The following is a 26,242-nucleotide window of genomic DNA, read 5'->3' on the forward strand; positions in this document are numbered from 1 at the left end:
CGGTGGGAAAAGTCATTGCCATTGCCAATCAGAAGGGTGGAGTGGGTAAAACCACCACCTGTGTCAACCTGGCCGCGTCCATGGCGGCCACCAAACGCAACGTACTGGTGATCGATCTCGATCCTCAGGGCAACGCCACCATGGCCAGCGGCGTCGACAAGTACCAGGTGCCCAATACCGCCTACGAGCTGCTGGTGGATGAACTGCCGGTGGCAGAGGTGGTGGTGACCGAGACCAGCGGCGGCTATCACCTGATCGCCGGCAATGGCGATGTCACTGCCGCCGAGATCAAGCTGATGGAATTTTTCGCCCGGGAAGTGCGCCTGCGCAATGCCCTGGCACCGGTGCGGGAGCATTACGATTACATTTTTATCGACTGCCCGCCGTCCCTTAACCTGCTGACGGTCAACGCCATGTCGGCGGCGGACTCGGTGCTGGTGCCCATGCAGTGTGAGTATTTTGCACTGGAAGGCCTCACCGCCCTGGTGGATACCATCAGCAAGCTGGCGGCGGTGGTCAATCCCGAGCTCAAAATCGAGGGCATACTGCGCACCATGTACGATCACCGCAACCGCCTCTCCAATGAGGTGTCCGATCAGCTGAAAAGCTATTTCGGCGACAAGGTCTATCGCACCGTGATCCCGCGCAATGTGCGCCTGGCCGAGGCCCCCAGCCACGGTACCCCCGCCATGTATTACGACAAGTCGTCGTTGGGCGCCAAGTCTTACCTGGCGCTGGCCGGCGAGATCCTGCGCCGGGCCGACGACGAGCAGTCCAATTCCGAACAGGTGGAACAGACAGCATGAACATGAAACGCCGCGGACTGGGCAAAGGCCTGGACGCCCTGCTCAGCACCAGCTCCGCCGCCAATTTGCGCCGGGAGCAGGCCGACAGCCATTCCGCCGCCGATGCGGGTGGTGCCTTGCAGAACCTGGCCATCAATACCCTGCAGCCGGGCAAGTACCAGCCCCGCCGGGACATGTCCCAGCAGGCGCTGGAAGAACTTTCCGAGTCCATTCGCCAGCAGGGCATCATTCAGCCCATCGTCGTGCGCCCGCTTGAAAGCGGTGGCTATGAAATTCTGGCCGGCGAGCGCCGCTGGCGGGCCGCCCGCATGGCGGGCCTGAGCCGGGTACCGGTGCTGGTAAAGCCGGTGTCCGACCAGGAAGCCCTGGCCATTGGCCTGATTGAAAATATTCAGCGGGAAGATCTCAACGTAATGGAAGAAGCCCGCGCCCTGGCCCGCCTGATCGAGGAGTTTGCGTTTACTCACCAGACCGTGGCCGATGCCGTGGGCAAGAGTCGCAGCGCGGTGAGCAACCTGCTGCGCCTGAACCAGCTTAACGACGAGGTGAAACAGCTGGTGGAGCACGGCTCGCTGGAGATGGGCCATGCCCGCGCCCTGCTGGCCCTGGAGGGTGAGCAGCAGTCCCGGCTGGCTCAGCTGGTGGCCCAAAAGGGCCTGACCGTGCGGGAAACGGAAAAGCTGGTGAAGCAGAGCCTGACCCCGCAAAAGCCGAAAGCCGAGCAGCCCCGCTCCCTGTTCATGGCCCAGCTGGAACAGGAATTTGGTGAAAAATTAGGAATAAAAGTGGAGATCAAGTCTTCCAGCAAAGACAAGGGTAAGCTGGTGATATCCTACAACTCATTGAATGAACTGGATAAAATTGGTCACTTCTTCGGACTTGGCGAGGCCCCCGAGCTCTGACCAGCCGGGCAAAAATGTAGTAATCCTTCAGTCAGTCCAATCTTGAGCGAAATGCGCAAAAAAAGCACTGAACTCCGCGAAAAATAAGGATTTAGTGCAATTGCATTTGTGTCGTTCACGGGTATAATTTGACCTGCTTTTTTGGGGCTTAACCGGTGGATGCCATCGGAAAGGCCCCTAACTGTATCAGGAGTGGTTGTGACGCAGAAAACCCGGCACCTCAGTGACAGACAAGTGGCGCTGGCGATTCTGAGTTATCAATTACTCCTGGTGGTGGCAGTCGCCAGCCTGTTCGGGTTCGGACAGGGTGAGGCCGCCGCCCGTTCCGCCCTCCTTGGGGGCGGAATCTACTGGGTTCCCCAATGCCTTTTCAGTGTGGTGGTACTGGCCAGACGCGCCGGTGAGGCCACGCCGCAAAGCATTGTGGCGAGCTTTTACAGCGGGGCAGGGATTAAGCTGGCCAGCACCATTTTACTGTTTATCGTGGTGTTCAAGTACATGGAGGTAAGTATCTTGCCCCTGTACACGGCTTACGCCCTGGCATTGCTGATGCAGTGGATTCTTTCATTCACTCTCAACAACCGTTACTAGGAAAACACATGGCTGCAACAGGAGATGTCCTAACTTCCCAGGGTTATATCTCTCACCACCTGCAACACCTGCAGATTGGTTCGGGATTCTGGGCGTTGAATATCGATTCTTTGCTTGTTTCCGTTGTCCTGGGTGCGCTGTTCTTGTGGGGCTTCAACAAGGTGGCATCCCGTGCTACCACTGGAGTTCCGGGCAAGTGGCAATGTGCCATCGAGCTGTTGGTTGAATTTGTGGATAAATCCGTCAAGGACGTCTTCCATGGCAAAAGTGCGTTGATCGCGCCGTTGGCGCTGACCATTTTTGTCTGGGTTTTCCTGATGAACCTGATGGACCTTATCCCGGTCGACTACCTGCCCTATGGCGCTCAATTGCTGGGCGTTCCTTACCTGAGGGTTGTTCCTTCCGCCGATGTTAACATCACCATGTCCATGGCGTTCGGTGTCTTCTTCCTGATCATTTTCTACAGCATCAAGATGAAGGGCGTGTCCGGCTTTGTAAAAGAGCTGACCATGCAACCGCTGAACCACTGGTCCATGATTCCCGTTAACCTGGTGCTTGAGACTGTATCGCTGATCGCAAAACCCATTTCGCTGGGTCTGCGACTGTTCGGTAACATGTACGCCGGTGAGATGATCTTCATTCTCATCGCGGGCCTGCTGCCGTGGTGGTCTCAATGGGTCCTTAATGTGCCGTGGGCGATTTTCCATATTCTGGTTATCACCCTGCAGGCTTTCATCTTCATGATCCTGACCGTCGTCTACATGTCGATGGCCTATGAAGAACATTAATCAAAAGATAACAAAAATTTAACAAGCTGTCGTTCTAACCGCTAACAATTGGAGAAAAAAAATGGAAATGATTTTCATCGCTGCCTCTCTCATGCTGGGTCTGGCTTCTATCGGTGGTGCTATCGGTATCTCTATGCTGGGTGGCAAGTTCCTGGAAAGTGCTGCTCGCCAGCCTGACATGCTGCCTGCCCTGCGCGGCAACTTCTTCATCGTGGTAGGTCTGGTTGACGCCATCCCGATGATCACCGTTGGTATGGCTCTGTACCTGATCTTCGCCGTAGCCTAATGGCCCGGCACGTTAATCAGTCTGCTAACCAACTTTAAAGGAGAGTTGCGATGAACATGAACGCAACAATCCTCGGTCAAACGATCGCGTTTATCATCTTCGTTTGGTTTTGCATGAAGTTCGTATGGCCCCCCATCATGGGTGCCATCGAGAAGCGCCAGAAAGAAATCGCCGAAGGTTTGTCTTCGGCCGAGCGTGCCAAGAAAGACCTGGCACTGGCGCAGACCAATGCAACCGAACAACTGAAGGAAGCCAAGCTGCAGTCCGCTCAAATCGTTGAGCAGGCCAACAAGCGCAAGGCCCAGATCATTGAGGATGCAACGCGTGAGGCTCAGGCCGAGCGTGAAAAGATTCTGGCACAAGCCCAGGCGGAAGTTGAAGCCGAACGCAATCGTGTCAAAGAGGAACTGCGTAAGCAGGTTGCTGCTCTTGCCCTGGTGGGTGCAGAGAGAATCCTCGAGCGTCAGATTGATGCCGCTGCCAACAGCGACATCGTTGAGAAAGTAGTAGCTGAACTGTAAGGGAATTAGAGCCATGGAAATGAAAACCATTGCTCGCCCCTATGCCAAAGCAGCTTTCGATTTTGCCGTTGAGAAAAACGCGGTCGACAACTGGTTGTCCATGCTGACTTTTGCCGCCGAAGTGGCGCAGAACGACAGCATGGCCCAGGTACTCGGCAGCGATCTGAACGCGGAAAAGATGGCCGACGTGTTTTTGGCTGTCTGTGGCGAACAGCTCGACGAGCAAGGCCAGAACCTGATTCGGGTGATGGCCGTAAACGGACGCTTGAGTGTGTTGCCGGCAGTGGTACAGGAGTTCGCCGAACTGAAGGCGGAACTGGACCGGGAAGTGGAAGCCTTTGTGGTTTCCGCCGCCAAACTGACCAAGCAACAAGTGGCCAAGATTCAGGCTTCACTGGAACAGCGTCTGGGACGCAAGGTGAAGCTGAATTGCAGCGTCGACAAGAGCCTGATGGCCGGCATTATCATCAAGGCCGGCGACATGGTGATCGACGGAAGTGTGCGGGGCCGTCTGTCCCGCTTGGCCGAAACGCTGCAATCTTGATTGGGGAATAGAGCATGCAACTGAATTCAACTGAAATTGCCGAGCTGATCAAACAGCGCATCGAGCAATTCAATGTTGTCAGTGAAGCACGAAACGAAGGTACCATCGTCTCTGTAAGCGATGGCATCATTCGTATTCACGGCCTTGCTGACATCATGCAAGGTGAAATGATTGAACTGCCGGGCAACCGTTACGCCCTGGCGCTGAACCTGGAGCGCGACTCCGTGGGCGCCGTGGTGATGGGCCCTTACGCCGACCTGGCCGAGGGCACCAAGGTTCACTCCACCGGTCGTATCCTGGAAGTACCGGTAGGCCGCAGCCTGCTGGGCCGGGTAGTTAACACCCTGGGTGAGCCGATCGACGGCAAGGGCGCCATCGACACCGATACCACCTCTCCGGTAGAAGTGATCGCCCCCGGCGTAATCGATCGTCAGTCGGTAGACCAGCCGGTACAGACCGGTTACAAGGCCGTTGACGCCATGATTCCGATCGGCCGTGGCCAGCGTGAGCTGATCATCGGTGACCGTCAGGTGGGTAAAACCGCCCTGGCCGTTGACGCCATCATCAACCAGAAAGACTCCGGCATTAAGTGTGTGTACGTGGCCATCGGCCAGAAAGCGTCCACCATTGCCAACGTCGTTCGCAAGCTGGAAGAGCACGACGCGCTGAAGAACACCATCGTGGTGGTGGCTTCCGCTTCCGAGTCTGCCGCCCTGCAATACCTGGCGCCTTACGCCGGTTGTGCCATGGGTGAATTCTTCCGTGACCGCGGTGAAGATGCCCTGATCGTGTACGATGACCTGTCCAAGCAGGCCGTTGCCTACCGTCAGATCTCTCTGCTGCTGCGTCGTCCGCCGGGCCGTGAAGCCTACCCGGGTGACGTTTTCTACCTGCACTCCCGCCTGCTGGAGCGTGCTTCCCGCGTGTCTGCCGACTACGTTGAGAAGTTCACCAACGGCGAAGTGAAAGGCCAGACCGGTTCACTGACCGCCCTGCCGATCATTGAAACCCAGGCCGGTGACGTGTCTGCGTTCGTACCGACCAACGTGATCTCCATCACCGACGGCCAGATCTTCCTGACCACCGAACTGTTCAACTCCGGTATTCGTCCGGCGGTTGACCCGGGTATCTCCGTATCCCGGGTAGGTGGTGCGGCTCAGACCAAGATCATCAAAAAGCTGTCTGGTGGTATCCGTACCGCCCTGGCCCAGTATCGCGAACTGGCCGCCTTCGCCCAGTTCTCTTCCGATCTGGACGATGCCACTCGCAAGCAGCTGAGCCATGGTCAGAAAGTCACCGAGCTGATGAAGCAGAAGCAATACCGTCCGATGTCCGTGGCCGAGCAGGCACTGTCCCTGTTCGCTGCCGAAAACGGCTACCTGGACGACGTAGAGCTGAAGTTCATCACTACGTTTGAAGACGCCCTGCTCGCTTACGCCAATTCAGAACATGCCGCCCTGATGGCGGAGATCAACGAGAAAGCCGACTACAACAAAGACGTTGTGGCTCAGCTGACTGCGTTGCTGGATAGCTTCAAGGCTACCCAGTCCTGGTAACCATGTGGCAGCGTTTATTGCTGCCACCTGAATTGGAGAAGCGACATGGCCGGCGCAAAAGAAATACGTAGCAAGATCGGGAGTGTGAAAAACACTCAGAAGATCACCAGCGCTATGGAGATGGTGGCCGCCTCGAAAATGCGTAAAGCGCAGGATCGCATGGCCCACAGCCGCCCATACGCTGAAACCATACGCAAGGTGATCGGCCACATCGCGCAGGGGAACTTGGAATACAAGCACCCCTATCTGGAAGACCGCGAGGTCAAGCGCGTAGGCTTTATTATCGTCTCCACCGATCGTGGCCTTTGTGGTGGCCTGAACATCAACGTGTTCAAGGCTGCCATGAACGAAATGAAAGCATACACCGACAAGGGTGTGGGCGTGGATCTGTGCCTGATTGGCAGCAAGGCGGTTGGTTTCTTCAACCGTTATGGCGGCAAGGTACTGGCGCAGGCTTCAGGCCTGGGCGACGCCCCCGCGCTGGACGACCTCATCGGGTCGGTCAGTGTGATGCTGGAAGCGTACGACAAGGGTGAGATAGACAAGCTGCACCTGGTGTACAACAAGTTTGAAAACACCATGGTGCAAAAGCCGACGGTCGATCAACTGTTGCCTTTGCCTGCATCGGAAGAAGAAGTGGCCAGCCACAGCTGGGACTACATCTATGAACCGGATCCCAAGTCGCTGCTGGACACGCTACTGGTACGCTTTGTGGAATCCCAGGTGTATCAGGGTGTGGTCGAGAACCTGGCCAGCGAACAGGCGGCCCGGATGGTCGCAATGAAAGCCGCCACCGATAACGCCGGCAACCTCATCAACGATCTGCAACTGGTGTACAACAAGGCCCGTCAGGCCGCCATTACCCAGGAACTGAGCGAGATCGTTGCCGGGGCTGGTGCCGTATAAAGGCGAAGGTATTCAAAGGTTTAGAGGATTTGACATGAGTAAGGGTATCATAGTCCAAATCATCGGCGCCGTTGTTGACGTGGAATTCCCGCAAGATGCGGTTCCTCACGTCTATGACGCGCTGAAGATTACGACGGAAGGCCAGGGCCAGGGTCTGGTTCTGGAAGTGCAGCAGCAAATCGGCGGTGGCGTTGTTCGTTGTATCGCCATGGGTTCTTCCGACGGTCTGCGCCGTGGTCTGGAAATCGAAAACACCAACCAGCCCATTCAGGTGCCGGTTGGCGTGCAGACCCTGGGTCGCATCATGGACGTGCTGGGTAACCCCATCGACGAAAAGGGCGACATCGGCGAAGAAGAGCGCTGGTCCATTCACCGCGAAGCTCCCAGCTACGAAGAGCAGTCCAGCTCTACCGAGCTGCTGGAGACCGGCATCAAGGTTATCGACCTGGTATGCCCCTTCGCCAAGGGTGGTAAGGTTGGTCTGTTCGGTGGTGCCGGTGTAGGCAAAACCGTAAACATGATGGAACTGATCCGTAACATCGCCATCGAGCACAGCGGTTACTCCGTGTTTGCCGGTGTGGGTGAGCGGACCCGTGAAGGTAACGACTTCTACCATGAAATGACCGAGTCCAACGTACTGGACAAGGTATCTCTGGTATACGGTCAGATGAACGAGCCGCCCGGCAACCGTCTGCGCGTGGCCCTGACCGGTCTGACCATGGCCGAGAAGTTCCGTGACGAAGGTCGTGACGTACTGTTGTTCGTGGACAACATCTACCGTTACACCCTGGCCGGTACCGAAGTATCCGCACTGCTGGGCCGTATGCCCTCTGCAGTAGGTTACCAGCCAACCCTGGCCGAAGAGATGGGCGTTCTGCAGGAGCGTATCACCTCTACCAAGACCGGCTCCATCACCTCCGTACAGGCCGTTTACGTGCCCGCGGATGACTTGACCGACCCGTCTCCGGCCACCACCTTCGCTCACCTGGATGCGACCGTGGTACTGAGCCGTCAGATCGCTGCTCTGGGTATTTACCCGGCCGTTGACCCGCTGGATTCCACCAGCCGTCAGCTGGACCCGCAGGTGGTCGGTGAAGAGCACTACTCTGTTGCCCGTGGCGTACAGACCGTGCTGCAGCGCTACAAAGAGCTGAAAGACATCATCGCCATCCTGGGTATGGACGAACTGTCTGAAGACGACAAGCTGACCGTGTCTCGCGCCCGTAAAATCGAGCGTTTCCTGTCTCAGCCGTTCTTCGTGGCCGAAGTGTTCACCGGTGCCCCCGGCAAGTACGTGTCCCTGAAAGACACCATTGCCGGCTTCCAGGGCATCCTGAACGGCGACTACGACACGCTGCCCGAGCAGGCGTTCTACATGGTTGGCTCCATCGACGAAGCGGTCGAAAAAGCCAAGAAACTGTAAGCCTCTAAGGAGGACCTGATGGCTGAGTATAGCTTTCACCTGGACATCGTCAGCGCCGAAAAACGCCTGTTTTCCGGCTCTGTGACCGCGGTGACTGTCTCCGGCTCTGAGGGTGAATTGGGCGTTCGTTACGGACACGCCCCCCTGCTGACGGCAATCCGTCCCGGCCTGGTGCAATACATCACCAAGGCCGGCCAGCAGGAAGTTCTGTACATCTCCGGCGGTATGCTGGAAGTACAGGGCAGCAGTGTCATGGTTTTGGCCGACACTGCAATTCGCGCCGAAGATCTGGATAAAGCCAAGGCCGAAGAAGCCAAGCGCTCGGCGGAAGCCAAGCTGCAGAACTCCTCACACGATGTGGACTATGCAGAAGCGGCCGCCGAACTGGCCCGGGCTATGGCGAAACTGCGCGTGCTGCAGTTGGTTAAGAAAAACGTTCGTTAAGCCTAACGTTCGAAAAAGCGACCTCAGGGTCGCTTTTTTTTTGCGAAAAAATCACAATACCGGCAAAGACGTGAGGAGTGAGGGGTTAAAGGTGAGGAGTAAGCACGGTCTGCGGACTTGGTTGTCTGACTCCTCTCACCTCACTCTTCACCCCTCACTTTTAAGTAAACGGGATATATTTTCATGACGATTCAGGCGGTAATTCTGGCGGCGGGCAAGGGCACCCGCATGCGCTCTTCTCTTCCCAAGGTACTGCACCCGGTGGCCCACAAGCCCATGGTCGCCCATGTGATCGAGGCCGCCCGCGCCTGTGAGGTGGATGGCATTCATCTGGTATACGGCCACGGTGCCGACCAGCTCAAGGCCCGCATTGCGGCAAGCGATCTGCATTGGACCCACCAGGCCGAGCAGTTGGGTACCGGTCATGCGGTGGCGGTGGCGCTGCCCAACATTGCCGACGACGCCCGGGTGCTGGTGCTCTATGGCGACACGCCGCTGCTGCAGGCGGAGACCCTGCAGCGACTGATTGCCGCTCAGCCCAAAGGTGGCGTGGGCCTGCTCACCGTGAGCCTTGCCAACCCCACCGGTTATGGCCGTATTGTGCGGGAAAATGGCAAGGTGGTGGGCATTGTCGAGCAGAAGGACGCCAGCCCCGAGCAGCTGGCCATTACCGAGGTGAACACCGGCGTGCTGGTGGCCGAGGCCGGCCGGCTCAGGGCCTGGCTGGGCGAGCTTAACAACGACAACGCCCAGGGGGAGTATTACCTCACCGATATCTTCGCCATGGCACACCGGGATGGCTGTGAGATTGCCACCGTGCAACCGGCCAGCACCTCAGAAGTGGAAGGCGCCAACGACCGGGTGCAGCTGGCGGGCCTGGAGCGGGCCTATCAGCACATGCAGGCCGAGCGGCTGATGCGCGAGGGCGTCAGCCTGCTGGATCCGGCCCGGTTCGATCTGCGCGGCACCCTGACCGCCGGCGAGGAAGTGGTGATCGACGTCAATGTGATCATCGAAGGGGAAGTGTGCCTTGGCAACCGGGTGAAAATCGGCGCCGGGGCCATTCTCAAAAACTGCGTTATCGGCGACGATGCCGAGGTGAAACCCTATTCCATCGTTGAAAACGCCGAGCTGGGCAGTGCCAGCAGTGCCGGCCCCTTTGCCCGCCTGCGCCCCGGCGCCGTGCTGGCCGAAGATGCCCACGTCGGCAACTTTGTGGAAATGAAAAAGGCCCGTCTGGGCAAGGGCTCCAAGGCCGGTCACCTGAGCTACCTGGGCGATGCCGAGATCGGTGCGGGGGTGAACATCGGTGCCGGCACCATCACCTGCAACTATGACGGCGTGAACAAGTTCCAGACGGTGATTGAAGACGGCGTCTTCGTCGGCTCCGATACCCAGCTGGTGGCCCCGGTGCGCATCGGCAAAAATGCCACCCTGGGGGCCGGCAGCACGGTGACCAAGGATGTGGCCGAGGCCGAGCTGGTGATCACCCGGGTGGCTCAGCGCCATATCAAGAACTGGCCCCGCCCGACTAAAAAATAGCTGAAAGCCTGAAGCTGAAAGGCAGAAGCAAACAAACGCGGCTGTGCAATCACAGCCGCGTTTTTTATTGCCCGTCTATGTTTTGATTTGCTAGTATTCTGCTTTCAAACCGAAACTTAAGCCATCATGTCGAAACGCAATACCCAGCAACGCCGCCATACCATCATCACCCTGCTTAACGAGCAGGGGGAAGTGACCGTGGACGAACTGGCCCGGCGTTTCGACACCTCGGAAGTGACCATTCGCAAGGATCTCACCGCGCTGGAAAAAAACGGCCTGCTGCTGCGCCGCTATGGCGGCGCCGTGCCGGTGCCGAGCGAGATGGTGGCGGAAGGCAGCGCCGAGCCGGTTTCGAAACGAAAGCGGGCGCTGGCCCGGGCGGCGGCGGCGCTGATCCGGGATCACAACCGCATCATCATCGACAGCGGCAGCACCACGGCGGCGCTGCTGGGAGAGCTGGGCCACAAGCACGGCCTGGTGGTAATGACCAACTCCCTGGCCATCGCCAACGCGGTGCGCGAGCTGGAGCCGGAGCCGACCCTGCTGATGACCGGCGGCACCTGGGATCCGTCCTCCGAGTCGTTTCAGGGCCAGGTGGCGGAGCAGGTGCTGCGTTCCTACGATTTCGACCGGCTGTTTATCGGCGCCGACGGCATCGATCTGGCCCGGGGCACCACCACCTTTAACGAGCTGACCGGCCTGTCCCGGGTGATGGCGGAAGTGGCCCGGGAAGTGGTGGTGATGGTGGAATCGGACAAGATTGGCCGCAAAATCCCCAACCTGGAGCTGCCCTGGAGCCGGATTCATACCCTGGTGACCGACAGCGGCATCAGCGAAGCAGATCAACAACAGTTACAGCAAAAGGGCATCACCCTGGTGATGGCACCCGAATAACGAGGATGTAGAGCATGTGTGGAATTGTAGGGGCGGTGGCCCAGCGTGATGTGGCGGAAATTCTGGTGGAGGGCCTGCGCCGTCTGGAATACCGGGGTTACGACTCCGCCGGGGTGGCCATTGTGCATGATGGCCAGCTGGGCCGGGTACGGCGCCTCGGCAAGGTGCAGGCATTGGCCGATGCCCTGAATGAGCAGCCCCTGGCCGGCGGCACCGGCATTGCTCACACCCGCTGGGCCACTCATGGCGAGCCGTCCGAGCGCAACGCCCATCCGCACGTGTCCGGCAACATCGCCGTGGTGCACAACGGCATCATCGAAAACCACGAAGCACTGCGTGAGCAGCTCAAGGCCAAGGGCTACGAGTTCGCCTCCGACACCGACACCGAAGTGATCGCCCACCTGGTGCACTGGCACCGTCAGCATACCGACTCCCTACTGGCGGCGCTGCAGGCCACGGTCAAGGAGCTGCGCGGCGCCTACGGCACCGTGCTGATGGACGTGAACGATCCTTCCCGGCTGGTGGTGGCCCGTTCCGGCTCGCCGCTGGTTATTGGTCTGGGGCTGGGCGAGAACTTTATCGCCTCGGATCAGCTGGCGCTGCTGCCGGTGACCCGTCGCTTCCTGTTCCTGGAAGAGGGTGATGTGGCCGAGGTGACCCGCCGCGACATTCATATTTTCAACAGTGACGGCCAGCCGGTGACCCGCGCCGAGCAGGAGTCCGAGGTCACCCACGACGCCGGTGACAAGGGCGAGTACCGCCACTACATGCTGAAGGAAATCTTTGAGCAGCCCAGGGCCATTACCGACACCCTGGAAGGCCGGCTGAGCGAGCAGGGCGTGGTGGTCGAGTCCTTCGGAAACGGCGCCCGGGCCATTTTTGAAAAGGTCGAGCACATTCAGCTGATCGCCTGCGGCACCTCCTACCATGCGGGCATGGTGGCTCGTTACTGGTTCGAGGCCCTGGCCGGCGTGCCCTGCGATATCGAGATCGCCTCCGAGTTCCGCTACCGCAAGTCGGTGGTGCGTCCCAACAGCCTGCTGATCACCCTGTCCCAGAGCGGCGAGACCGCCGACACCCTGGCGGCGCTGCGGCTGGCCAAGGAGTCCGGCTACATGGGCACCCTGACCATCTGTAACGTGCCCGGCTCGTCTCTGGTGCGGGAATCGGATCTGGCTTTCATGACTCGGGCCGGTGCCGAGATTGGTGTGGCTTCCACCAAGGCCTTCACCACGCAATTGGTGGCGCTGCTGATGCTGGTGGCGGCGGTGGGCCGCTGCCGGGGCAACATGACTGAGCAGACTGAGGCGGAGCTGGTGCGTTCGCTGCGTTCGCTGCCGGCGCACATTGTCAGCACCCTGGCCTTGGCCGGCGACATTGAGCAGCTGGCGGAAGAGTTTGCCGACAAGTACCACAGCCTGTTCCTGGGCCGGGGCGAGCAGTACCCCATCGCCATGGAAGGGGCGCTCAAGCTCAAGGAAATCTCCTACATTCACGCCGAGGCCTACGCCGCCGGCGAGCTCAAGCACGGCCCGCTGGCGCTGATCGACGCCGACATGCCGATCATCGTGGTGGCGCCCAACAACGAGCTGCTGGAAAAACTGAAGTCCAACGTGGAAGAAGTGCGCGCCCGGGGCGGCATCCTCTATGTGTTCGCCGACAAACAGGCCGGCTTTAAAGGAGATGCCACCATGCGGGTGATGTCGCTGGAGCACGTGGACGAGGTGATCGCGCCCATCGTCTACACGGTGCCGCTGCAACTGCTGTCCTACTATGTGGCTCTTATCAAGGGCACCGATGTGGATCAGCCCCGCAACCTGGCCAAGTCGGTCACGGTCGAGTAAACGGCCACCTGATGTGGGATGATGTGGCATGAAAATAAAGTGTCATCCCATAACATAACGTTTCATTCTCGCCCGCCATGTCATGGCGGGCGTTTTTTATGTCCTTTACTCGATGTCTTGAGCTCCTAAGCGAGGGTGTTGGCCTCCGCCTGATGCGTGGCTCGAAGGGCATGATGAACTTTTTAATTTTATATATTCACTAAATTGTATATGCGTTTTTTGGCATGTATTATTTCGGCTAGGTGAAACAGGGGATATGCAATGCAACGAGTACTGTTTGTGTGCACGGCCAATTCCGCCCGCTCCCAGATGGCGGAAGCCCTGCTGCGCCACTTTGCCGGTGATCGCTTCGAGGTGTTCAGTGCGGGCACCGAGCCCTCTGAAGTGGATCCACGCACCCTGCAGGCGCTGCAGGAGTTCGGGCTGGAAACCGCAGGGCTCAGGTCCAAGTCCATCGACAGCCTGGCCGACCGGCCGTTCGATTTTGTGATCAGCCTGTGCGACAAGGCCCATCTGGAGTGCCGTCACTGGCCCGGCAGCGGGGTGGTGATGGCCTGGGACTTTCCCGATCCCAAGGACAGCGGCGACCCAAAAGCCTTTGCGCTGACCCTGCACGAAATCAGCGAACGGATCCGCCTGTTTGTGTTGGTCAACAGCAAGGACGTCAAGTCGGCAGTGAAATCGGTACAGCCGCTGGACTTTTTCAAGTCCCTGGCCGATGAAACCCGCCTGTTGTGTTTGCTGCTTATCGCGCAGCAAGGCGAGCTGTGTGTCTGTGAGCTGATGGCGGCGCTGGCGCTGCCGCAGCCCAAGGTATCCCGGCATCTTGGCCAGTTGCGCAAGGTGGGCCTGTTGCTGGATCGGCGCCAGGGACAGTGGGTGTTTTACCGTATTCACCCGCTGCTGAACGACTGGATGCGCGACATATTGCATACCACGCTGGAGCACAGCGGGCCATTGCTGGCGCAGCCCCTGGCCCGTCTGAGCGACATGAACTCCCGCCCTTCCTCCGCGGGCAGTGTCTGTGACGAGGAGCAAGTGAATGGCATATGACACGAACGCGCTGCCGGTGGTGCAGCCCCAGTACAGGGAGCATGAATGAAATGGGCATGTTTGAACGCTATCTGACCCTCTGGGTCGGCCTGTGCATTCTGGCCGGGGTGGCACTGGGTAATCTGGCGCCGGGGCTCTTCGGGGTGATTGCCCGGCTGGAGCTGGCCCACGTCAACCTGGTGGTGGCGGTCCTGATCTGGGTGATGATTTATCCGATGATGGTGCAGATAGACTTCAGCGCCATCAAGGAAGTGGGGAAAAGGCCCAAAGGACTGGTGCTGACGCTGGTCATCAACTGGCTGATCAAGCCGTTTACCATGGCGGCGCTGGGCTGGCTGTTCTTTCGTGTGCTGTTTGCCGACTGGGTGGATCCCCAAAGTGCCGGTGAATATATCGCCGGCATGATACTGCTGGGGGTGGCGCCCTGTACCGCTATGGTGTTTGTCTGGAGCCAGCTGACCAGGGGGGATCCCAACTACACCCTGGTGCAGGTGTCGGTCAACGACATCATCATGATCTTCGCCTTTGCACCCATTGCCGCCTTTCTGCTGGGAGTCAGCGACATTCAGGTGCCCTGGGAGACGCTGTTGCTGTCGGTGGTGCTTTATGTGGTGCTGCCGCTGGCGGCCGGCGTCTGGACCCGTCACCGGCTGGAGCGCAGGGGGGATGGCGCTCGCCTTGAGCACTTGCTGCAGCGGCTCAAGCCCTGGTCGATACTGGGCCTGCTGGCCACCGTGGTGCTGCTGTTCGGGTTTCAGGCTGAAACCATCATTGCCCAGCCGCAAACCATTGGCCTGATTGCCATTCCGCTGTTAATCCAGACCTACGGCATTTTCATTATTGCCTATGCCGCCGCCTGGTGGCTGCGGCTGCCGCACCAGGTGGCGGCCCCGGCCTGCATGATAGGCACCTCCAACTTTTTCGAACTGGCGGTGGCGGTGGCGATCTCGTTGTTTGGTCTGCACTCGGGTGCGGCCCTGGCGACCGTGGTTGGCGTGCTGGTGGAGGTACCGGTGATGCTGTCCCTGGTGTATTTCGTCAATAAAACCCGCTCCTGGTATGCCCACTGAGTGAGTACGCTCAACAAGAGGATTGATTATGTCCGTTTCGTTTCATCCGTCCTGGTCGCTTGCGGTGGAGCAGGGCACCTTGCTGCTGACGCCCTGCCCGGGCACCCAGGGTGTTGAACTGTGCGAGTCGCTGTCACAACTGAAAGCGGGCGGCGCCACGGCCGTGATTACCCTGATGACAGCCGACGAGCTGCACGAGGAAGGGCTGCCGGATTTCTCCCGGGCGGTAAAGGCCGCCGGGCTCGACTGGTTTCACCTTCCTGTACCGGATTTCGGCGTGCCGGGGGCCGATTTTGAACAGGCCTGGCAGGCCTGTCATCTGGAATTGCAGCAACGCCTGCGGTCAGGGGATACCCTGGCGCTGCATTGCAAAGGCGGCTCGGGCCGCACCGGCATGGTGGCGGCCAGACTGATGCTCGCCGCCGGCTTCGCTCCCGAGGCCGCGATCACCGCCATTCAGGCGCTGCGCCCGCGGGCGTTCAGCTATCCCGCCCAGCGCGACTACCTTCTAAACTCAGCCACCCTCTGAACGGAGCAGAATAATGACCATTAACGTAGGCATTAACGGTTTTGGCCGCATGGGCCGCCTGACCATGCGGGTACTGTTTGAGCACAGCGACGTCAATATAGTGCACATCAACGATCCGGCCGGCGATGCCGCCACCCTAGCGCACCTGATGAACTTCGACTCGGTGCACGGCCGCTGGCAGCACGAAGCCCTGGCCGACGGCGACAGCATGCGGGTCGGTTCGCAACGCATTACCGTCAGCCGCAACAAAACCATCGAAGAGACCGACTGGTCCGGCTGTGATCTGGTGATCGAGGCATCCGGCAAGATGAAAAAGAAGGAGGTGCTGCAGGCCTATCTGGATCAGGGCGTGAAGCGGGTGGTGGTCACCGCCCCGGTGAAGCAGGAAGGGGTGCTGGATGTGGTGATGGGGGTGAACGATCACCTCTATGACCCGGGCCGGCACCGTATCGTGACGGCGGCATCCTGCACCACCAACTGCCTGGCGCCGGTGGTGAAGGTGATCCACGAGCAGCTGGGGATTGTGCACGGCTCCATGACCACCATTCACGACATCACCAACACCCAGACCATTCTGGATGCGCCGCACAAGGACTTGCGCCGGGCCCGGGCCTGCGGCATGAGCCTGATCCCCACTACCACCGGCTCCGCCACCGCCATCACCCGTATTTTCCCGGAGCTCAAGGGCAAGCTGAACGGCCATGCCATTCGGGTGCCGCTGGCCAATGCCTCCCTGACCGACTGTGTGTTCGAGGTGGCGCGCCAGACCACGGCACAAGAGGTCAATGCCCTGCTGAAGGCCGCCGCCGAGGGCGAACTGAAGGGCATTCTGGGTTATGAGCAGCGCCCGCTGGTGTCCATCGATTACAAGACGGATCCGCGCTCATCCGTGATCGATGCCCTGTCCACCATGGTGGTGAGCGGTACTCATGTGAAGCTCTATGCCTGGTACGACAACGAGTGGGGCTACGCCAACCGTACCGCCGAGCTGGCGCTGAAGGTAGGACGCGGGTAAATGCTGAACCGGCTGTCTCCCGGCATCCGCCAGTATTTGGTGGTCACCGGCAACTACTGGGCGTTTACCCTCACCGACGGCGCCCTGCGCATGCTGGTGGTGCTGCATTTTCACGGCCTTGGGTATTCGCCGCTGGAGATCGCGCTGCTGTTTCTGTTCTACGAAATCTTCGGGGTGATCACCAATCTGGTGGGGGGCTGGCTCGGCGCTCACCTGGGCCTTAACCGCACCATGAACATCGGCCTGGCCCTGCAGGTGGTGGCCCTGGGCATGCTGCTGGTGCCCGCCGCCTGGCTGACCGTGCCCTGGGTGATGGCGGCCCAGGCGCTGTCCGGCATCGCCAAGGATCTTAACAAGATGAGTGCCAAAAGCTCGATCAAGCTGCTGGTGCCGGCAGAAGCCCAGGGCACTCTCTACCAGTGGGTGGCGCTGCTCACTGGCTCCAAGAACGCGCTCAAGGGCGTGGGTTTTTTCATGGGCGGCGCGCTGCTGATGGGGCTGGGCTTTGCCGGGGCCGTGGCGGCCATGGCCGTGGCGCTGACGCTGGTGTGGCTGCTGAGCCTGATGCTGCTGACGCAGGATTTGGGCAAGGCCAAACAAAAACCGAAGTTTCGCGACATGCTTTCCAAAAGCCGCGCCATCAACCTGCTGTCGGCGGCCCGGCTGTTTCTGTTTGGTGCCCGTGATGTCTGGTTTGTGGTGGCGCTGCCGGTGTTTTTGTCCCAGAGCCTGGGCTGGCACCACGGCCAGACCGGTGGCTTTATGGCGCTCTGGATAATAGGCTACGGCCTGGTGCAGGCGCTGGCGCCCAGGGTGACCGGCAAGGCGGCAGGAAACGTACCCGATGGTCGTGTCGCGACCGGCTGGGCTCTGGGGTTAACCCTGGTGCCCGGGCTGATCGCCTTGGGGCTGATGACGGGATTGAACCCCGCCATGGTGCTGATCGGCGGTCTGCTGCTATTCGGTGCCCTGTTTGCGGTCAATTCCTCGCTGCACAGTTATCTGATCGTCAGCCATGCCGGCCGGGATGGCGTTTCCCTGGATGTGGGTTTTTACTACATGGCCAACGCCATGGGCCGGCTGCTGGGCACCCTGCTGTCCGGCGGACTCTTTCAGTGGGCCGGACAGGGCAGCGCCGGCATGCAGGCCTGTTTATGGGTATCGATGGCGTTTTTGCTGCTGACGACCCTTATTTCCCTTAGGCTGCCGCGCTCGGTGGTGAACTGAGCCCGGTGATGGCTAGCGCTCCGGATCCGGGGTTTGGGGCGGGGCGTTTCTGAGCCCGGAAATATTGGAAAAGACTGCCACATAATGGCTGGTTTCCCCCCGGGGATTGCCCAGGGTTCTGACCGACAGCCACAGCAGCAGGGGAATGCCGGACCTGACCCGGCAGAACACTTCACCCTGCCAGTGCCCGCAAGTGTCGGCGTCCTGCCAGAGGGAGGTGTTGTCCAGCTCCAGAGGCAGGGCGCTGCCGGGGGGCTGACCCACCATGTCATCCAGGGTAAAGCCGGTGATCCGGGTATAGGCCGGATTGGCATAGACCAGTCGCTGGTGGCGATCGAAGATCAACACCGCTTCCAGCATGTTGGCCAGCACCAGGCGGTTGAGCTGCAGGGATTCTTCCGCCTGTTTCAGGCGACTGATGTCCTGGCCCTGCAGTTGTACCGCCGTGACCACACCATGGGTAAACACCGGCGCCAGGGTCCACAGCTGGTAACGGGCCTGCTGCGGCAGGGGGCCCAGCCGGGCTTCCACATCATCGACCCGATGGCCTTTTCTGGCCTTGTCGATGGCCTGCAGCAGGGGGGCCAGTTGCTCGGGGCTGAAGTGCTCGGCGAGGGAAGAACCAATCCGTTCAGGGGGATCCTGTTTAAACAGCGCCGTGGCCATCTGGTTCAGGGCCAGAATGCGATCGTGATTGTCGACGATGAGGGTGGCCGAGTTGGCGGCGTCAAACAGGTGGGCCAGCCGCAGCTCCTTTTGCTGCAGTATGGCCACCATGCTTTCCAGGCTGTTGCCGAGAAAATTGAATTCCTGAATGCGGTCGGGTTGAAAGGCCGCGTGCTGGCCGTGGCTCACCTGTTCGGCAAAACGGGTGAGACTGAACAGGGGAGCAGAGATCAGCCGAAGGGTATACAGCGACAGTCCCAGTGCGGTCAGCAGCACCAGTACCAGGGCGAGCAGAGTGTGGTAGCCATAATTTTGCTGCAATTGCTGGGCGATGGTGTTGTCGGTCAGCAACAGCAGTTGCAGCTCGCTCGGCTCGCCATTGATCAGCAAAGGGCGCAGACGGAAGTAGTGCCCCTGGATCTGGCCATCACGGCGCCCGCTGGACAGCGCCTGGGTGAATACCATGGGCGCAATGTCGTTGTTGCTGAGGTAGGCGGGGCTCACCGGCTTGCCGCGCCGGATCAGCTGAACCCTGACGTTTTCCGCGCCCCGGGCAAGGTGCTGTAACAGGCTGAGGTTGTCATTCAGTACCACTCCGCCCAGCAGGTTGCCAATAACCTGGCCCGACGCCTGGGCAATAACCGGGTAACGTTGCACCAGGGCGACCTGGCGGCTAAAAGGGGCGTCCAGCTCAAGGCCGGCCCACCGATGGTACAGCGGCGGTGTGGTCAGCAACTGTTGCAGCCGGTGCTCCATGGTATAGAGCGGCGAGTTCAGGTGAACCCAGGGCTGTTCCTGCCGGCTCAGCACCAGCAAGTCCAGGTACTCCCCGTGACGGTTTGCCAGTATTTCCTGTAATTGTGCTTCGGCGGCCTGGCGGTTGCCGGAGGACAGGGCCTGCGCCAGCTCCGGCTGTTCGGCGGCGGTCGACAGCAGGCTATCCAGGCTGCTGAGGTAGCTGTCCAGCAGGATCTGCAACCGGCCGTTGGCCTCTTCCAGTTGCTGGTGAATGCTGTCATCGATCATGGCCGAGCTGCTGCGGTAGGTCAGCAGCAGCAGGGCCGCCGCCAGCAACAGAAAAGCGGGCAGCAATACCAGCAGCAGCTGTCGCAGCAGCGGCCGGGCGGGAGGGCTATCGGGAGTAACGAAAGGCATGGGCTTTAAGGCGTTCCAGTTCGGCGGGGGGCGTGTGTCGGTCAACCACGGCGAAGTCGCCGCTGTAAACCCGTGGCAGGCGGTGGGCCTGGCCTTCCAGATCGAGGCGAATGGCTTCTGCCATGGCCACCCCGTTGTCATCGTTCATGCGCATGACCGTCAGATCCAGCTCCCCCCTGACCAGGGCATCCAGCTCGGCACTGCCGCCGCCCCAGCCATTCAGCAGCACCTGGTCCTGTCTGCCCAGGGTCTTCAGTGCATCGGCGGCGCCAAAGGCAATGTCTGTGGTGCAGGCGTAGATCAGATTGATATCGGGGTTGGCAGTCAGCGCCTGGAGGACCGCCTTGCTGGCTTTGTCCCGCTCTACATCGGTATAAAAAGCCTGGCGCAGCACCATGCCGGGCTGGCTGGCGGACAGGCGGATAAACTCGTCCCCTCTGGCCTGGCTGACATGGCCTTGGGTTCCATACAGCATCAGGTAGCTGGCGCTGGGGCCGATCAGGCGGCCGATGGCGTCGGTAAGCAAGCGGGTGCCTTCCTGATGATCAAAGCCCACGTAGAAAAACGGCTGGTTTGGGCCCCATGATTGCAGAGGGGTGGTGATGTTCATCAGAATGAGCTTGGGGTGGCCGCGGGCGAGCAGTTTTTCAACCAGTATGCGGTGCCGCGGGGAATTGAGGGTAAATATCAGGTAATCGGGATCGCCTTGCAGGGCCTCGGCCAGCCGTTGCTCCTGTTGTCTGATGGGCGTGGCGGGCTGGAACGAATAGCTTTGCAGGGCATGGGGCAGGCCCATTTCCTGCAGCCGGCGGGACAGGCTCAGCCGGCTGCGTGACCAGTAGTCCGAGAGCTGCTCATCCGGGGTCAGCATGGCAATGCGTACCGGCGGGGTGGCTGCAGCCGACCAGGGCCGGGCCGGTTGACGGACTCGTTCGGCAAACCCCTCGGCCAGCCGGCGCTGCTCGGGAAAGGCCGTCATGTATTCCTGAAAGGTCCAGTAATTCTGGCTGTCGGCCTGTGCCCGGCCGCATATCATCAGCATGGCAAGGATGCCGGTGCACAACAGTCGCATTATCAACATGGCGGTAAAACTGGGCAAAAAAGGCTGAACGGGCGGGATATGATGGGGATCTTATTATGTGTTCAGGGGAAAGTCAGTATTTTCCTTTGTGGCTTGCCCCCGCACCCCTAAAGACCGAAACCGGGCCAGAGGGCCCGGTTTCGGTGTGCCTGAGGGAACCTGGTGTTATTTCAGGTCAAACCTGTCGGCGTTCATTACCTTGGTCCAGGCCTTGACGAAGTCATGCACGAATTTTTCGCGGGCATCGTCCTGGGCGTAGACTTCGGCATAACTGCGCAATATCGAGTTGGAGCCAAACACCAGGTCTACCCGAGTCGCGGTCCATTTCACCTTGCCGGACTGGCGGTCAACGATATTGTAAAGGTTATTGCCCGCCGGCTCCCAGCGGTAGGCCATGTCGGTGAGATTGACGAAAAAGTCGTTGCTGAGCACGCCGACCTTGTCGGTGAAAACGCCATGGGGGCTGCCACCGTGGTTGGTGCCCAGTACCCGCATGCCGCCCACCAGCACCGTCATCTCGGGAGCGGTCAGGCCCATTAACTGGGTGCGATCGAGCATCATTTCTTCCGGCGTCACGACATAGTCTTTTTTCAGCCAGTTGCGGTAGCCGTCGTGCAGTGGTTCGAGTACCTCGAATGCCTCCACGTCGGTCATGTCCTGGCTGGCATCGCCCCGGCCCGGGGCAAAGGGCAGGGTAACATTCACGCCGGCGTCCCTGGCCGCCTTTTCCACGGCGGCGGTACCGCCCAGCACGATGAGATCCGCCAGGCTGACACGCTTGGCAAGGCCGGCCTGAATCTTTTCCAGTTCCTTGAGGACTTTTTGCAGCCGCTCGGGTTCGTTGCCGGCCCAGTCTTTTTGCGGAGCAAGCCGAATGCGGGCGCCGTTGGCGCCGCCCCGGTAGTCGGAGCCGCGGAAGGTGCGGGCGCTGTCCCAGGCGGTGGCCACCAGTTCGGATACGCTCAGGCCACTGGCCAGAATCTTCGTCTTAAGATCGGCGATTTCGGTCTCATCCAGGGTGTAATCCACGCTCGGTATCGGATCCTGCCAGATCAGGTCTTCGGCGGGCACATCCGGTCCCAGGTAACGGCTCTTGGGCCCCAGGTCCCGGTGGGTCAGTTTGAACCATGCCCGGGCGAAGGCATCCTCGAAATAGGCCGGATCCTGGTGAAACCGCTCAATGATTTTACGGTAGGCAGGGTCCATTTTCATCGCCATGTCGGCGTCGGTCATGATGGGCATGCAGCGACGGGAAGGATCTTCCACATCCACCGGCTTGTCTTCTTCTTTAATGTCGACGGGCTGCCACTGCCAGGCACCGGCCGGGCTCTTGGTCAGCTCCCATTCATGATTGAGCAACATCTCGAAGTAGCCGTTGTCCCAGCGGGTGGGATGAGTGGTCCAGGCGCCTTCAATACCGCTGGTCACGGTGTCGCGGCCAATGCCCCGGGTCTTGTGATTGTTCCAGCCCAGGCCCTGCTCCTCCACGCCGGTGGCTTCGGGCTCCGGACCCAGGTTGGCGGCGCTGCCGTTGCCGTGGGTTTTGCCCACGGTGTGACCACCGGCGGTGAGGGCGGCGGTTTCTTCGTCGTTCATCGCCATGCGGGCAAAGGTGACGCGCACATCATGGGCGGTTTTTAGCGGGTCGGGCTTGCCGTCCACCCCTTCCGGGTTAACGTAGATCAGCCCCATCATCACCGCCGCCAGCGGGTTTTCCAGATCCCGTTCGCCGGAATAGCGGCTGTTGGGGTTATTGCTGGGGGCCAGCCATTCTTTTTCCGCTCCCCAGTAGATGTCCTTTTCCGGGTGCCAGATATCGGCCCGTCCGCCGCCAAAGCCGAAGGTTTTGAAGCCCATTGACTCATAGGCCATGTTGCCGGCCAGGATGATCAGATCGGCCCAGGACAGGGCGTTGCCGTATTTCTTCTTGATGGGCCACAGCAGGCGCCGGGCCTTGTCGAGGTTGGCGTTGTCGGGCCAGGAGTTGATGGGGGCAAACCGCTGGTTGCCGGTGCCGCCGCCGCCACGGCCGTCGGCAATGCGGTAGGTGCCGGCGCTGTGCCAGGCCATGCGGATCATCAGACCGCCGTAATGGCCCCAGTCCGCCGGCCACCAGTCCTGGCTGTCGGTCATCAGGTCTTTGAGATCCTGCTTCACTGCGTCCAGATCCAGCTTTTTGAATGCTTCGGCATAGTTGAAATCGTTACCCAGCGGGTTGGTCTTGGTGTCATGCTGATGAAGAATGTCCAGGTTAAGGGCCTTGGGCCACCAGCTGGTGTTGGAGCTACCCGACTCGGTCTGGGCCCCGTGCATAACAGGACATTTGCCGGAAGACGGGGAAGTGCTTTGACTCATGATGAATGCCTCTTGCTTGGTAAGGTCTGAGCGGTATTCGATGTGCAGCGTTGTGCGTCGAAAACTCTTCCATGGAAGAATAGACCATGAAGTCAAAGGGGATCTGATAGAGCAAGGCCGGGACGAATAACCCGGCCTGATGGCAAGGCGGGCAGGAGTTCAGGGGGCTTTCCGCAGTCGGAAGCGGGCCAGCCGCTGTTCCAGCTGGGCGGCCAGTTCGCCCATGGCTGCTCCCTGCTGTTGCAACTGGCCGGCAATGGCAAGGGTGGCCTGATAGCCATCCCGGATCAGGATCACATTGTGCTGTATGTCATCGGTGACGGTACGTTGTTCCTCGGTGGCGGTGGCTACCTGTTCGCTCATTTCATTGACCTTGCGGATTTCCCCCACAATGGTGGTCAGCTCCCCGCCGGCCTTGCGTGCTTCTTCCACGCTGTAGCCGGCCTTGTCGCGGCCGGTTCCCATGGCGCTGACGGCGCTCTCTACCCCTTCCCGCAACCGGGCCAGCATGCCGTCGATGTCGGCGGCGGTATCTTGGGTCTGCATGGCCAGGGCTCGAACTTCGTCGGCCACTACCGCAAAGCCCCGGCCCGATTCACCGGCCCGGGCGGCTTCAATGGCGGCGTTCAGGGCCAGCAGGTTGGTGCGCTCGGAGATCTGCTTGATGGTGGTCAGGCAGTGTTCCACATCCCGGGTATGCTGGGCCACTTCCAGCACCCGTCGCTCGCCCTCGTTCAGGGCCAGGGCGACCTCTTCAATGGCGGCAATGGTATCGTCCACATCGTGATCCCCTTCTTCCGCCCGCAATATGCTGTCGTTGGCGGCGCCAAAGGTGTCGCTGGCGTGGCGGGCAATTTCGGCCACGGTGGCAGCCATCTCGGTGGTGGCGGAAACCACCAGCTCCACCTGTCCGGTACCATTTTCAATATTCAGCTGCACTTGCTGTACCGAGTTTTGAGTATGCTCGGCGTTGCCGAACAGACGCTGGCTGGCATGGCTGACGCCCAGCAGCAGATCGTTGAGGTGAAGCTGCATGGTGTTCAGGGATGTGGCCAGCTCGGCCAGCTCGTCGTGGCCCTGCACCGGTACATCCTGAGTAAAGTCGTTGTCTTGGGTAATGCGCAGCATGCCCTGATGCAGGGTGCGTACGCCGCGGCGAATACCATGCATCAGCCAGAGGGAGAGGGCCAGCGTCAGTGCCAGCACAACGACCGAAAGCGCCAGGCTCAGCCAGAAGCGGGTAGCGGCGGCCTGGTACAGTTGCAGAACATGCTGCTCCAGACTGGCGGCAAGGCTGTCTTCTACCGCTTTCAGCTGGTTGATATGACGGGTGGCGGTGCCAAACCACTGGGTGGCATTCTGGTTAAAACCACCGGTGTCGGCGCGCTCGTGGGCCAGCTGCTGCAGGCGGGTCACTTCGTCATTATTACCGGCCTGGCGCCGGTATTGCTCCTGCCATTCGAGTGACGCCAGATGGTGGAAGCGTTCCAGATAGGTGGCCTGTTCCGCTTCCAGAGTAATAAAGCGGCGGTACAGACCGGGGGCAAAGCGGTCGGCGCCGAAGGCGTTGCTCAGTACCGCACGAATGAGACCCATGCGTTCCTTGCTCTGCAAAAAGGCACTGTAGGCCGCCAGCCGGGCCGCGGTGTCGCCGCTGTGGGCCAGGCCCACGGCCGCATCCACCTGGGTTAGTAGCTGACGGATGATGCGAGTGTAGCTGTCCACCATGGCGCCCAGTTCGGCGTTGCCGCCGTCCACCACGGTGCGCAACCCCTGCAATTGTTGTAATGCCGACAGGGTGGTGCCGGTGCTCAGGTGGATTTTCAGCTCGGCCAGCGCGCGATCGCTTTGTTGGCGCTGGGATTGCAATTCGCTGGCGAACTGGCGTCCGTTCGAACCGATAAAGCCCGCCGACATGCCGCGTTCCTTTTGTAACTCGTGGGCCAGGTTGCTGCTGGCGACCGACAGTGCCACCATGGGCTCCATTGCCGCCGCTCGCGCCATGCTCTGGTAAGCCTGGTAGGACGTGAGGCCACCAAAGCCGAGCAGGGCGAGGACCGGCAGCAGCAGGGAGATGGCCAGTTTGTGGGCCAGAGTCAGATGTCCTGTCATCCTTAAATACCTCAACGCGCGAGTGTGCTCAGGTTATCGGCATTCGGTATCAAAACTGAATCGATTTCGCTGCATGACCAGGGCTGAGCCGCGGGGTATCGGGAACGATGGAAAAAAAGTCGGCACTGGGTTAAATTTCCTGCGGTTTTTTCATCTTCCGCCTCGGCGTCACTCTTGCGGAACACACCTTCCAGACGGTAATGCATAACAATGACAACGTTCGAGCAAGTGCTGATCATCTTACTGTTGGTAGCAATCAGCTCCTTCTTTTCTGTTTCCGAAATCGCCCTGGCGGCGGCACGCAAGATGAAGTTGCGGCTGATGGCCAGCGACGGCGACATTAACGCAGAGAAAGTCCTGCTGCTGCAGGAGCAGCCGGGCAATTTTTTCACCATCGTACAGATAGGGCTTAATGCCGTGGCGATTCTGGGCGGCATTCTCGGTGAATCGGCCTTTACCCCCTTTGCCCGCAACCTGCTCGGCTGGTTTCTCGATGGTTACTGGCTCGATCGCACAGCTTTTTTTCTGTCCTTTTTCATCGTGACGTCCCTGTTCATCCTGTTTGCGGATCTGATGCCCAAGCGGCTGGCGATGATAGCGCCGGAAAAAATCGCGGTGGCGGTGGTGCGCCCCATGAGTTTCATGATCCTGCTGTGCCGGCCCCTGGTATGGCTGTTCAATGGCCTTGCCAACCTGTTGTTCCGGCTGTTTCGTGTGCCCACCATGCGTAAGGATGAAATTACCCCCGAGGACATCATTGCCATGATGGACGCCGGGGCGCAGGCCGGCGTGCTGCAGGAGCAGGAGCATCATCTTATTGAAAACGTGTTTGAAATGGAGTCGCGCACCGTCACCTCGGCCATGACCACCCGGGAAAGCCTGATCTACTTTACCCTTCACGAAGATCAGGAAGGCATCAAGGCCAAGATTGC

24 protein-coding genes (1 of these 24 running past the window's edge) are annotated in these 26,242 nt (G+C 59.9%); 20 read left to right on the forward strand and 4 right to left on the reverse strand.

The window, feature by feature from the left end:
* Positions 1-2: 2 nt before the first annotated feature.
* From GU3_RS02240 to arsJ, 19 genes are all read left to right on the forward strand, one after another.
* Entirely contained in the window at positions 3-806 is an 804-nt protein-coding gene (locus GU3_RS02240) for a ParA family protein (protein WP_014290935.1), read from the forward strand.
* Complete coding sequence (locus tag GU3_RS02245) at positions 803-1,708, forward strand: ParB/RepB/Spo0J family partition protein (protein WP_014290936.1); 906 nt, start codon at positions 803-805, stop codon at positions 1,706-1,708. Before GU3_RS02240 ends, GU3_RS02245 begins: the two co-directional genes overlap by 4 nt.
* Positions 1,709-1,906: 198 nt before the next feature.
* Positions 1,907-2,299 carry an ATP synthase subunit I gene (locus tag GU3_RS02250; RefSeq protein WP_014290937.1) on the forward strand — a complete coding sequence of 131 codons (393 nt, stop codon included), beginning with the start codon at positions 1,907-1,909 and terminating at the stop codon, positions 2,297-2,299.
* 8 nt (positions 2,300-2,307) lie between these two features.
* A complete protein-coding gene (atpB, locus tag GU3_RS02255; protein WP_014290938.1) occupies positions 2,308-3,087 on the forward strand; it encodes a F0F1 ATP synthase subunit A in 780 nt (259 codons plus the stop codon).
* 61 nt (positions 3,088-3,148) lie between these two features.
* Entirely contained in the window at positions 3,149-3,373 is a 225-nt protein-coding gene (gene atpE, locus GU3_RS02260; RefSeq protein ID WP_014290939.1) for a F0F1 ATP synthase subunit C, read from the forward strand.
* Positions 3,374-3,423: 50 nt separating this feature from the next.
* Complete coding sequence (atpF, locus tag GU3_RS02265) at positions 3,424-3,894, forward strand: F0F1 ATP synthase subunit B (protein ID WP_014290940.1); 471 nt, start codon at positions 3,424-3,426, stop codon at positions 3,892-3,894.
* A 13-nt stretch (positions 3,895-3,907) separates the two neighbouring features.
* Complete coding sequence (gene atpH / locus GU3_RS02270) at positions 3,908-4,438, forward strand: F0F1 ATP synthase subunit delta (RefSeq protein ID WP_014290941.1); 531 nt, start codon at positions 3,908-3,910, stop codon at positions 4,436-4,438.
* Between the two features lie 14 nt (positions 4,439-4,452).
* Complete coding sequence (atpA, locus tag GU3_RS02275; protein ID WP_014290942.1) at positions 4,453-5,994, forward strand: F0F1 ATP synthase subunit alpha; 1,542 nt, start codon at positions 4,453-4,455, stop codon at positions 5,992-5,994.
* A gap of 45 nt (positions 5,995-6,039) precedes the next feature.
* Positions 6,040-6,900, forward strand: coding sequence for a F0F1 ATP synthase subunit gamma (gene atpG, locus GU3_RS02280; protein ID WP_014290943.1), 861 nt, complete (start codon positions 6,040-6,042; stop codon positions 6,898-6,900).
* A 34-nt stretch (positions 6,901-6,934) separates the two neighbouring features.
* Positions 6,935-8,323: a F0F1 ATP synthase subunit beta gene (gene atpD, locus GU3_RS02285; RefSeq protein WP_014290944.1), complete on the forward strand. Its 1,389-nt coding sequence runs from the start codon at positions 6,935-6,937 to the stop codon at positions 8,321-8,323.
* A gap of 18 nt (positions 8,324-8,341) precedes the next feature.
* On the forward strand, positions 8,342-8,767 hold the full coding sequence (locus GU3_RS02290) for a F0F1 ATP synthase subunit epsilon (RefSeq protein ID WP_014290945.1): 426 nt from the start codon (positions 8,342-8,344) through the stop codon (positions 8,765-8,767).
* A gap of 183 nt (positions 8,768-8,950) precedes the next feature.
* On the forward strand, positions 8,951-10,309 hold the full coding sequence (glmU, locus tag GU3_RS02295) for a bifunctional UDP-N-acetylglucosamine diphosphorylase/glucosamine-1-phosphate N-acetyltransferase GlmU (RefSeq protein ID WP_014290946.1): 1,359 nt from the start codon (positions 8,951-8,953) through the stop codon (positions 10,307-10,309).
* A 126-nt stretch (positions 10,310-10,435) separates the two neighbouring features.
* Positions 10,436-11,203 (forward strand): DeoR/GlpR family DNA-binding transcription regulator, encoded by a 768-nt coding sequence (locus GU3_RS02300; protein WP_014290947.1) that lies wholly within the window; start codon positions 10,436-10,438, stop codon positions 11,201-11,203.
* Between the two features lie 14 nt (positions 11,204-11,217).
* Positions 11,218-13,047, forward strand: a complete 1,830-nt coding sequence (gene glmS / locus GU3_RS02305) for a glutamine--fructose-6-phosphate transaminase (isomerizing) (RefSeq protein WP_014290948.1) — start codon at positions 11,218-11,220, stop codon at positions 13,045-13,047.
* Between the two features lie 261 nt (positions 13,048-13,308).
* Positions 13,309-14,100, forward strand: a complete 792-nt coding sequence (locus GU3_RS02310) for a metalloregulator ArsR/SmtB family transcription factor (RefSeq protein WP_014290949.1) — start codon at positions 13,309-13,311, stop codon at positions 14,098-14,100.
* 50 nt (positions 14,101-14,150) lie between these two features.
* Positions 14,151-15,170 carry an ACR3 family arsenite efflux transporter gene (arsB, locus tag GU3_RS02315; RefSeq protein WP_014290950.1) on the forward strand — a complete coding sequence of 340 codons (1,020 nt, stop codon included), beginning with the start codon at positions 14,151-14,153 and terminating at the stop codon, positions 15,168-15,170.
* Positions 15,171-15,198: 28 nt separating this feature from the next.
* The gene (locus tag GU3_RS02320; protein ID WP_014290951.1) at positions 15,199-15,699 is read left to right on the forward strand and encodes a cyclin-dependent kinase inhibitor 3 family protein; all 501 of its coding nucleotides are present in this window, start codon (positions 15,199-15,201) and stop codon (positions 15,697-15,699) included.
* Positions 15,700-15,712: 13 nt separating this feature from the next.
* The gene (locus GU3_RS02325; protein WP_014290952.1) at positions 15,713-16,714 is read left to right on the forward strand and encodes an ArsJ-associated glyceraldehyde-3-phosphate dehydrogenase; all 1,002 of its coding nucleotides are present in this window, start codon (positions 15,713-15,715) and stop codon (positions 16,712-16,714) included.
* Positions 16,715-17,941, forward strand: a complete 1,227-nt coding sequence (gene arsJ / locus GU3_RS02330; RefSeq protein WP_014290953.1) for an organoarsenical effux MFS transporter ArsJ — start codon at positions 16,715-16,717, stop codon at positions 17,939-17,941.
* 12 nt (positions 17,942-17,953) lie between these two features.
* On the opposite strand, the gene GU3_RS02335 is transcribed toward arsJ, so the two are convergent.
* The 4 genes from GU3_RS02335 to GU3_RS02350 all read right to left on the reverse strand — a co-directional run bounded on the left by GU3_RS02335 (position 17,954) and on the right by GU3_RS02350 (position 25,310).
* Entirely contained in the window at positions 17,954-19,762 is a 1,809-nt protein-coding gene (locus tag GU3_RS02335) for a LuxQ periplasmic sensor domain-containing protein (RefSeq protein ID WP_014290954.1), read from the reverse strand.
* The gene (locus tag GU3_RS02340) at positions 19,740-20,804 is read right to left on the reverse strand and encodes a substrate-binding domain-containing protein (protein ID WP_014290955.1); all 1,065 of its coding nucleotides are present in this window, start codon (positions 20,802-20,804) and stop codon (positions 19,740-19,742) included. Before GU3_RS02340 ends, GU3_RS02335 begins: the two co-directional genes overlap by 23 nt.
* Positions 20,805-21,008: 204 nt before the next feature.
* The gene (gene katG, locus GU3_RS02345; RefSeq protein ID WP_014290956.1) at positions 21,009-23,198 is read right to left on the reverse strand and encodes a catalase/peroxidase HPI; all 2,190 of its coding nucleotides are present in this window, start codon (positions 23,196-23,198) and stop codon (positions 21,009-21,011) included.
* Positions 23,199-23,357: 159 nt separating this feature from the next.
* A complete protein-coding gene (locus tag GU3_RS02350) occupies positions 23,358-25,310 on the reverse strand; it encodes a methyl-accepting chemotaxis protein (RefSeq protein WP_014290957.1) in 1,953 nt (650 codons plus the stop codon).
* Positions 25,311-25,520: 210 nt separating this feature from the next.
* Here GU3_RS02350 and GU3_RS02355 point away from each other — a divergent pair, with 210 nt between their 5' ends.
* Positions 25,521-26,242, forward strand: the 5' portion of a protein-coding gene (locus GU3_RS02355; protein WP_014290958.1) for a hemolysin family protein. The gene runs 592 nt beyond the window's last position; the window shows 722 of its 1,314 coding nt (coding positions 1-722); the start codon lies at positions 25,521-25,523; the stop codon falls past the right edge of the window.

It is taken from the genome of Oceanimonas sp. GK1, from assembly GCF_000243075.1.
GTDB lineage: Bacteria > Pseudomonadota > Gammaproteobacteria > Enterobacterales > Aeromonadaceae > Oceanimonas.

Excerpts from the sequence above, each read along its gene's own strand:
- GU3_RS02245 (WP_014290936.1), top strand. The coding sequence starts at position 803 with ATGAACATGAAACGCCGCGGACTGGGCAAAGGCCTGGACGCCCTGCTC.
- atpB (WP_014290938.1), top strand. The coding sequence starts at position 2,308 with ATGGCTGCAACAGGAGATGTCCTAACTTCCCAGGGTTATATCTCTCAC.
- atpE (WP_014290939.1), top strand. The coding sequence starts at position 3,149 with ATGGAAATGATTTTCATCGCTGCCTCTCTCATGCTGGGTCTGGCTTCT.
- atpF (WP_014290940.1), top strand. The coding sequence starts at position 3,424 with ATGAACATGAACGCAACAATCCTCGGTCAAACGATCGCGTTTATCATC.
- atpH (WP_014290941.1), top strand. The coding sequence starts at position 3,908 with ATGGAAATGAAAACCATTGCTCGCCCCTATGCCAAAGCAGCTTTCGAT.
- atpA (WP_014290942.1), top strand. The coding sequence starts at position 4,453 with ATGCAACTGAATTCAACTGAAATTGCCGAGCTGATCAAACAGCGCATC.
- atpG (WP_014290943.1), top strand. The coding sequence starts at position 6,040 with ATGGCCGGCGCAAAAGAAATACGTAGCAAGATCGGGAGTGTGAAAAAC.
- atpD (WP_014290944.1), top strand. The coding sequence starts at position 6,935 with ATGAGTAAGGGTATCATAGTCCAAATCATCGGCGCCGTTGTTGACGTG.
- GU3_RS02290 (WP_014290945.1), top strand. The coding sequence starts at position 8,342 with ATGGCTGAGTATAGCTTTCACCTGGACATCGTCAGCGCCGAAAAACGC.
- glmU (WP_014290946.1), top strand. The coding sequence starts at position 8,951 with ATGACGATTCAGGCGGTAATTCTGGCGGCGGGCAAGGGCACCCGCATG.
- GU3_RS02300 (WP_014290947.1), top strand. The coding sequence starts at position 10,436 with ATGTCGAAACGCAATACCCAGCAACGCCGCCATACCATCATCACCCTG.
- glmS (WP_014290948.1), top strand. The coding sequence starts at position 11,218 with ATGTGTGGAATTGTAGGGGCGGTGGCCCAGCGTGATGTGGCGGAAATT.
- GU3_RS02310 (WP_014290949.1), top strand. The coding sequence starts at position 13,309 with ATGCAACGAGTACTGTTTGTGTGCACGGCCAATTCCGCCCGCTCCCAG.
- arsB (WP_014290950.1), top strand. The coding sequence starts at position 14,151 with ATGGGCATGTTTGAACGCTATCTGACCCTCTGGGTCGGCCTGTGCATT.
- GU3_RS02320 (WP_014290951.1), top strand. The coding sequence starts at position 15,199 with ATGTCCGTTTCGTTTCATCCGTCCTGGTCGCTTGCGGTGGAGCAGGGC.
- GU3_RS02325 (WP_014290952.1), top strand. The coding sequence starts at position 15,713 with ATGACCATTAACGTAGGCATTAACGGTTTTGGCCGCATGGGCCGCCTG.
- arsJ (WP_014290953.1), top strand. The coding sequence starts at position 16,715 with ATGCTGAACCGGCTGTCTCCCGGCATCCGCCAGTATTTGGTGGTCACC.
- GU3_RS02335 (WP_014290954.1), bottom strand. The coding sequence starts at position 19,762 with ATGCCTTTCGTTACTCCCGATAGCCCTCCCGCCCGGCCGCTGCTGCGA.
- GU3_RS02340 (WP_014290955.1), bottom strand. The coding sequence starts at position 20,804 with ATGCTGATGATATGCGGCCGGGCACAGGCCGACAGCCAGAATTACTGG.
- katG (WP_014290956.1), bottom strand. The coding sequence starts at position 23,198 with ATGAGTCAAAGCACTTCCCCGTCTTCCGGCAAATGTCCTGTTATGCAC.
- GU3_RS02350 (WP_014290957.1), bottom strand. The coding sequence starts at position 25,310 with ATGACAGGACATCTGACTCTGGCCCACAAACTGGCCATCTCCCTGCTG.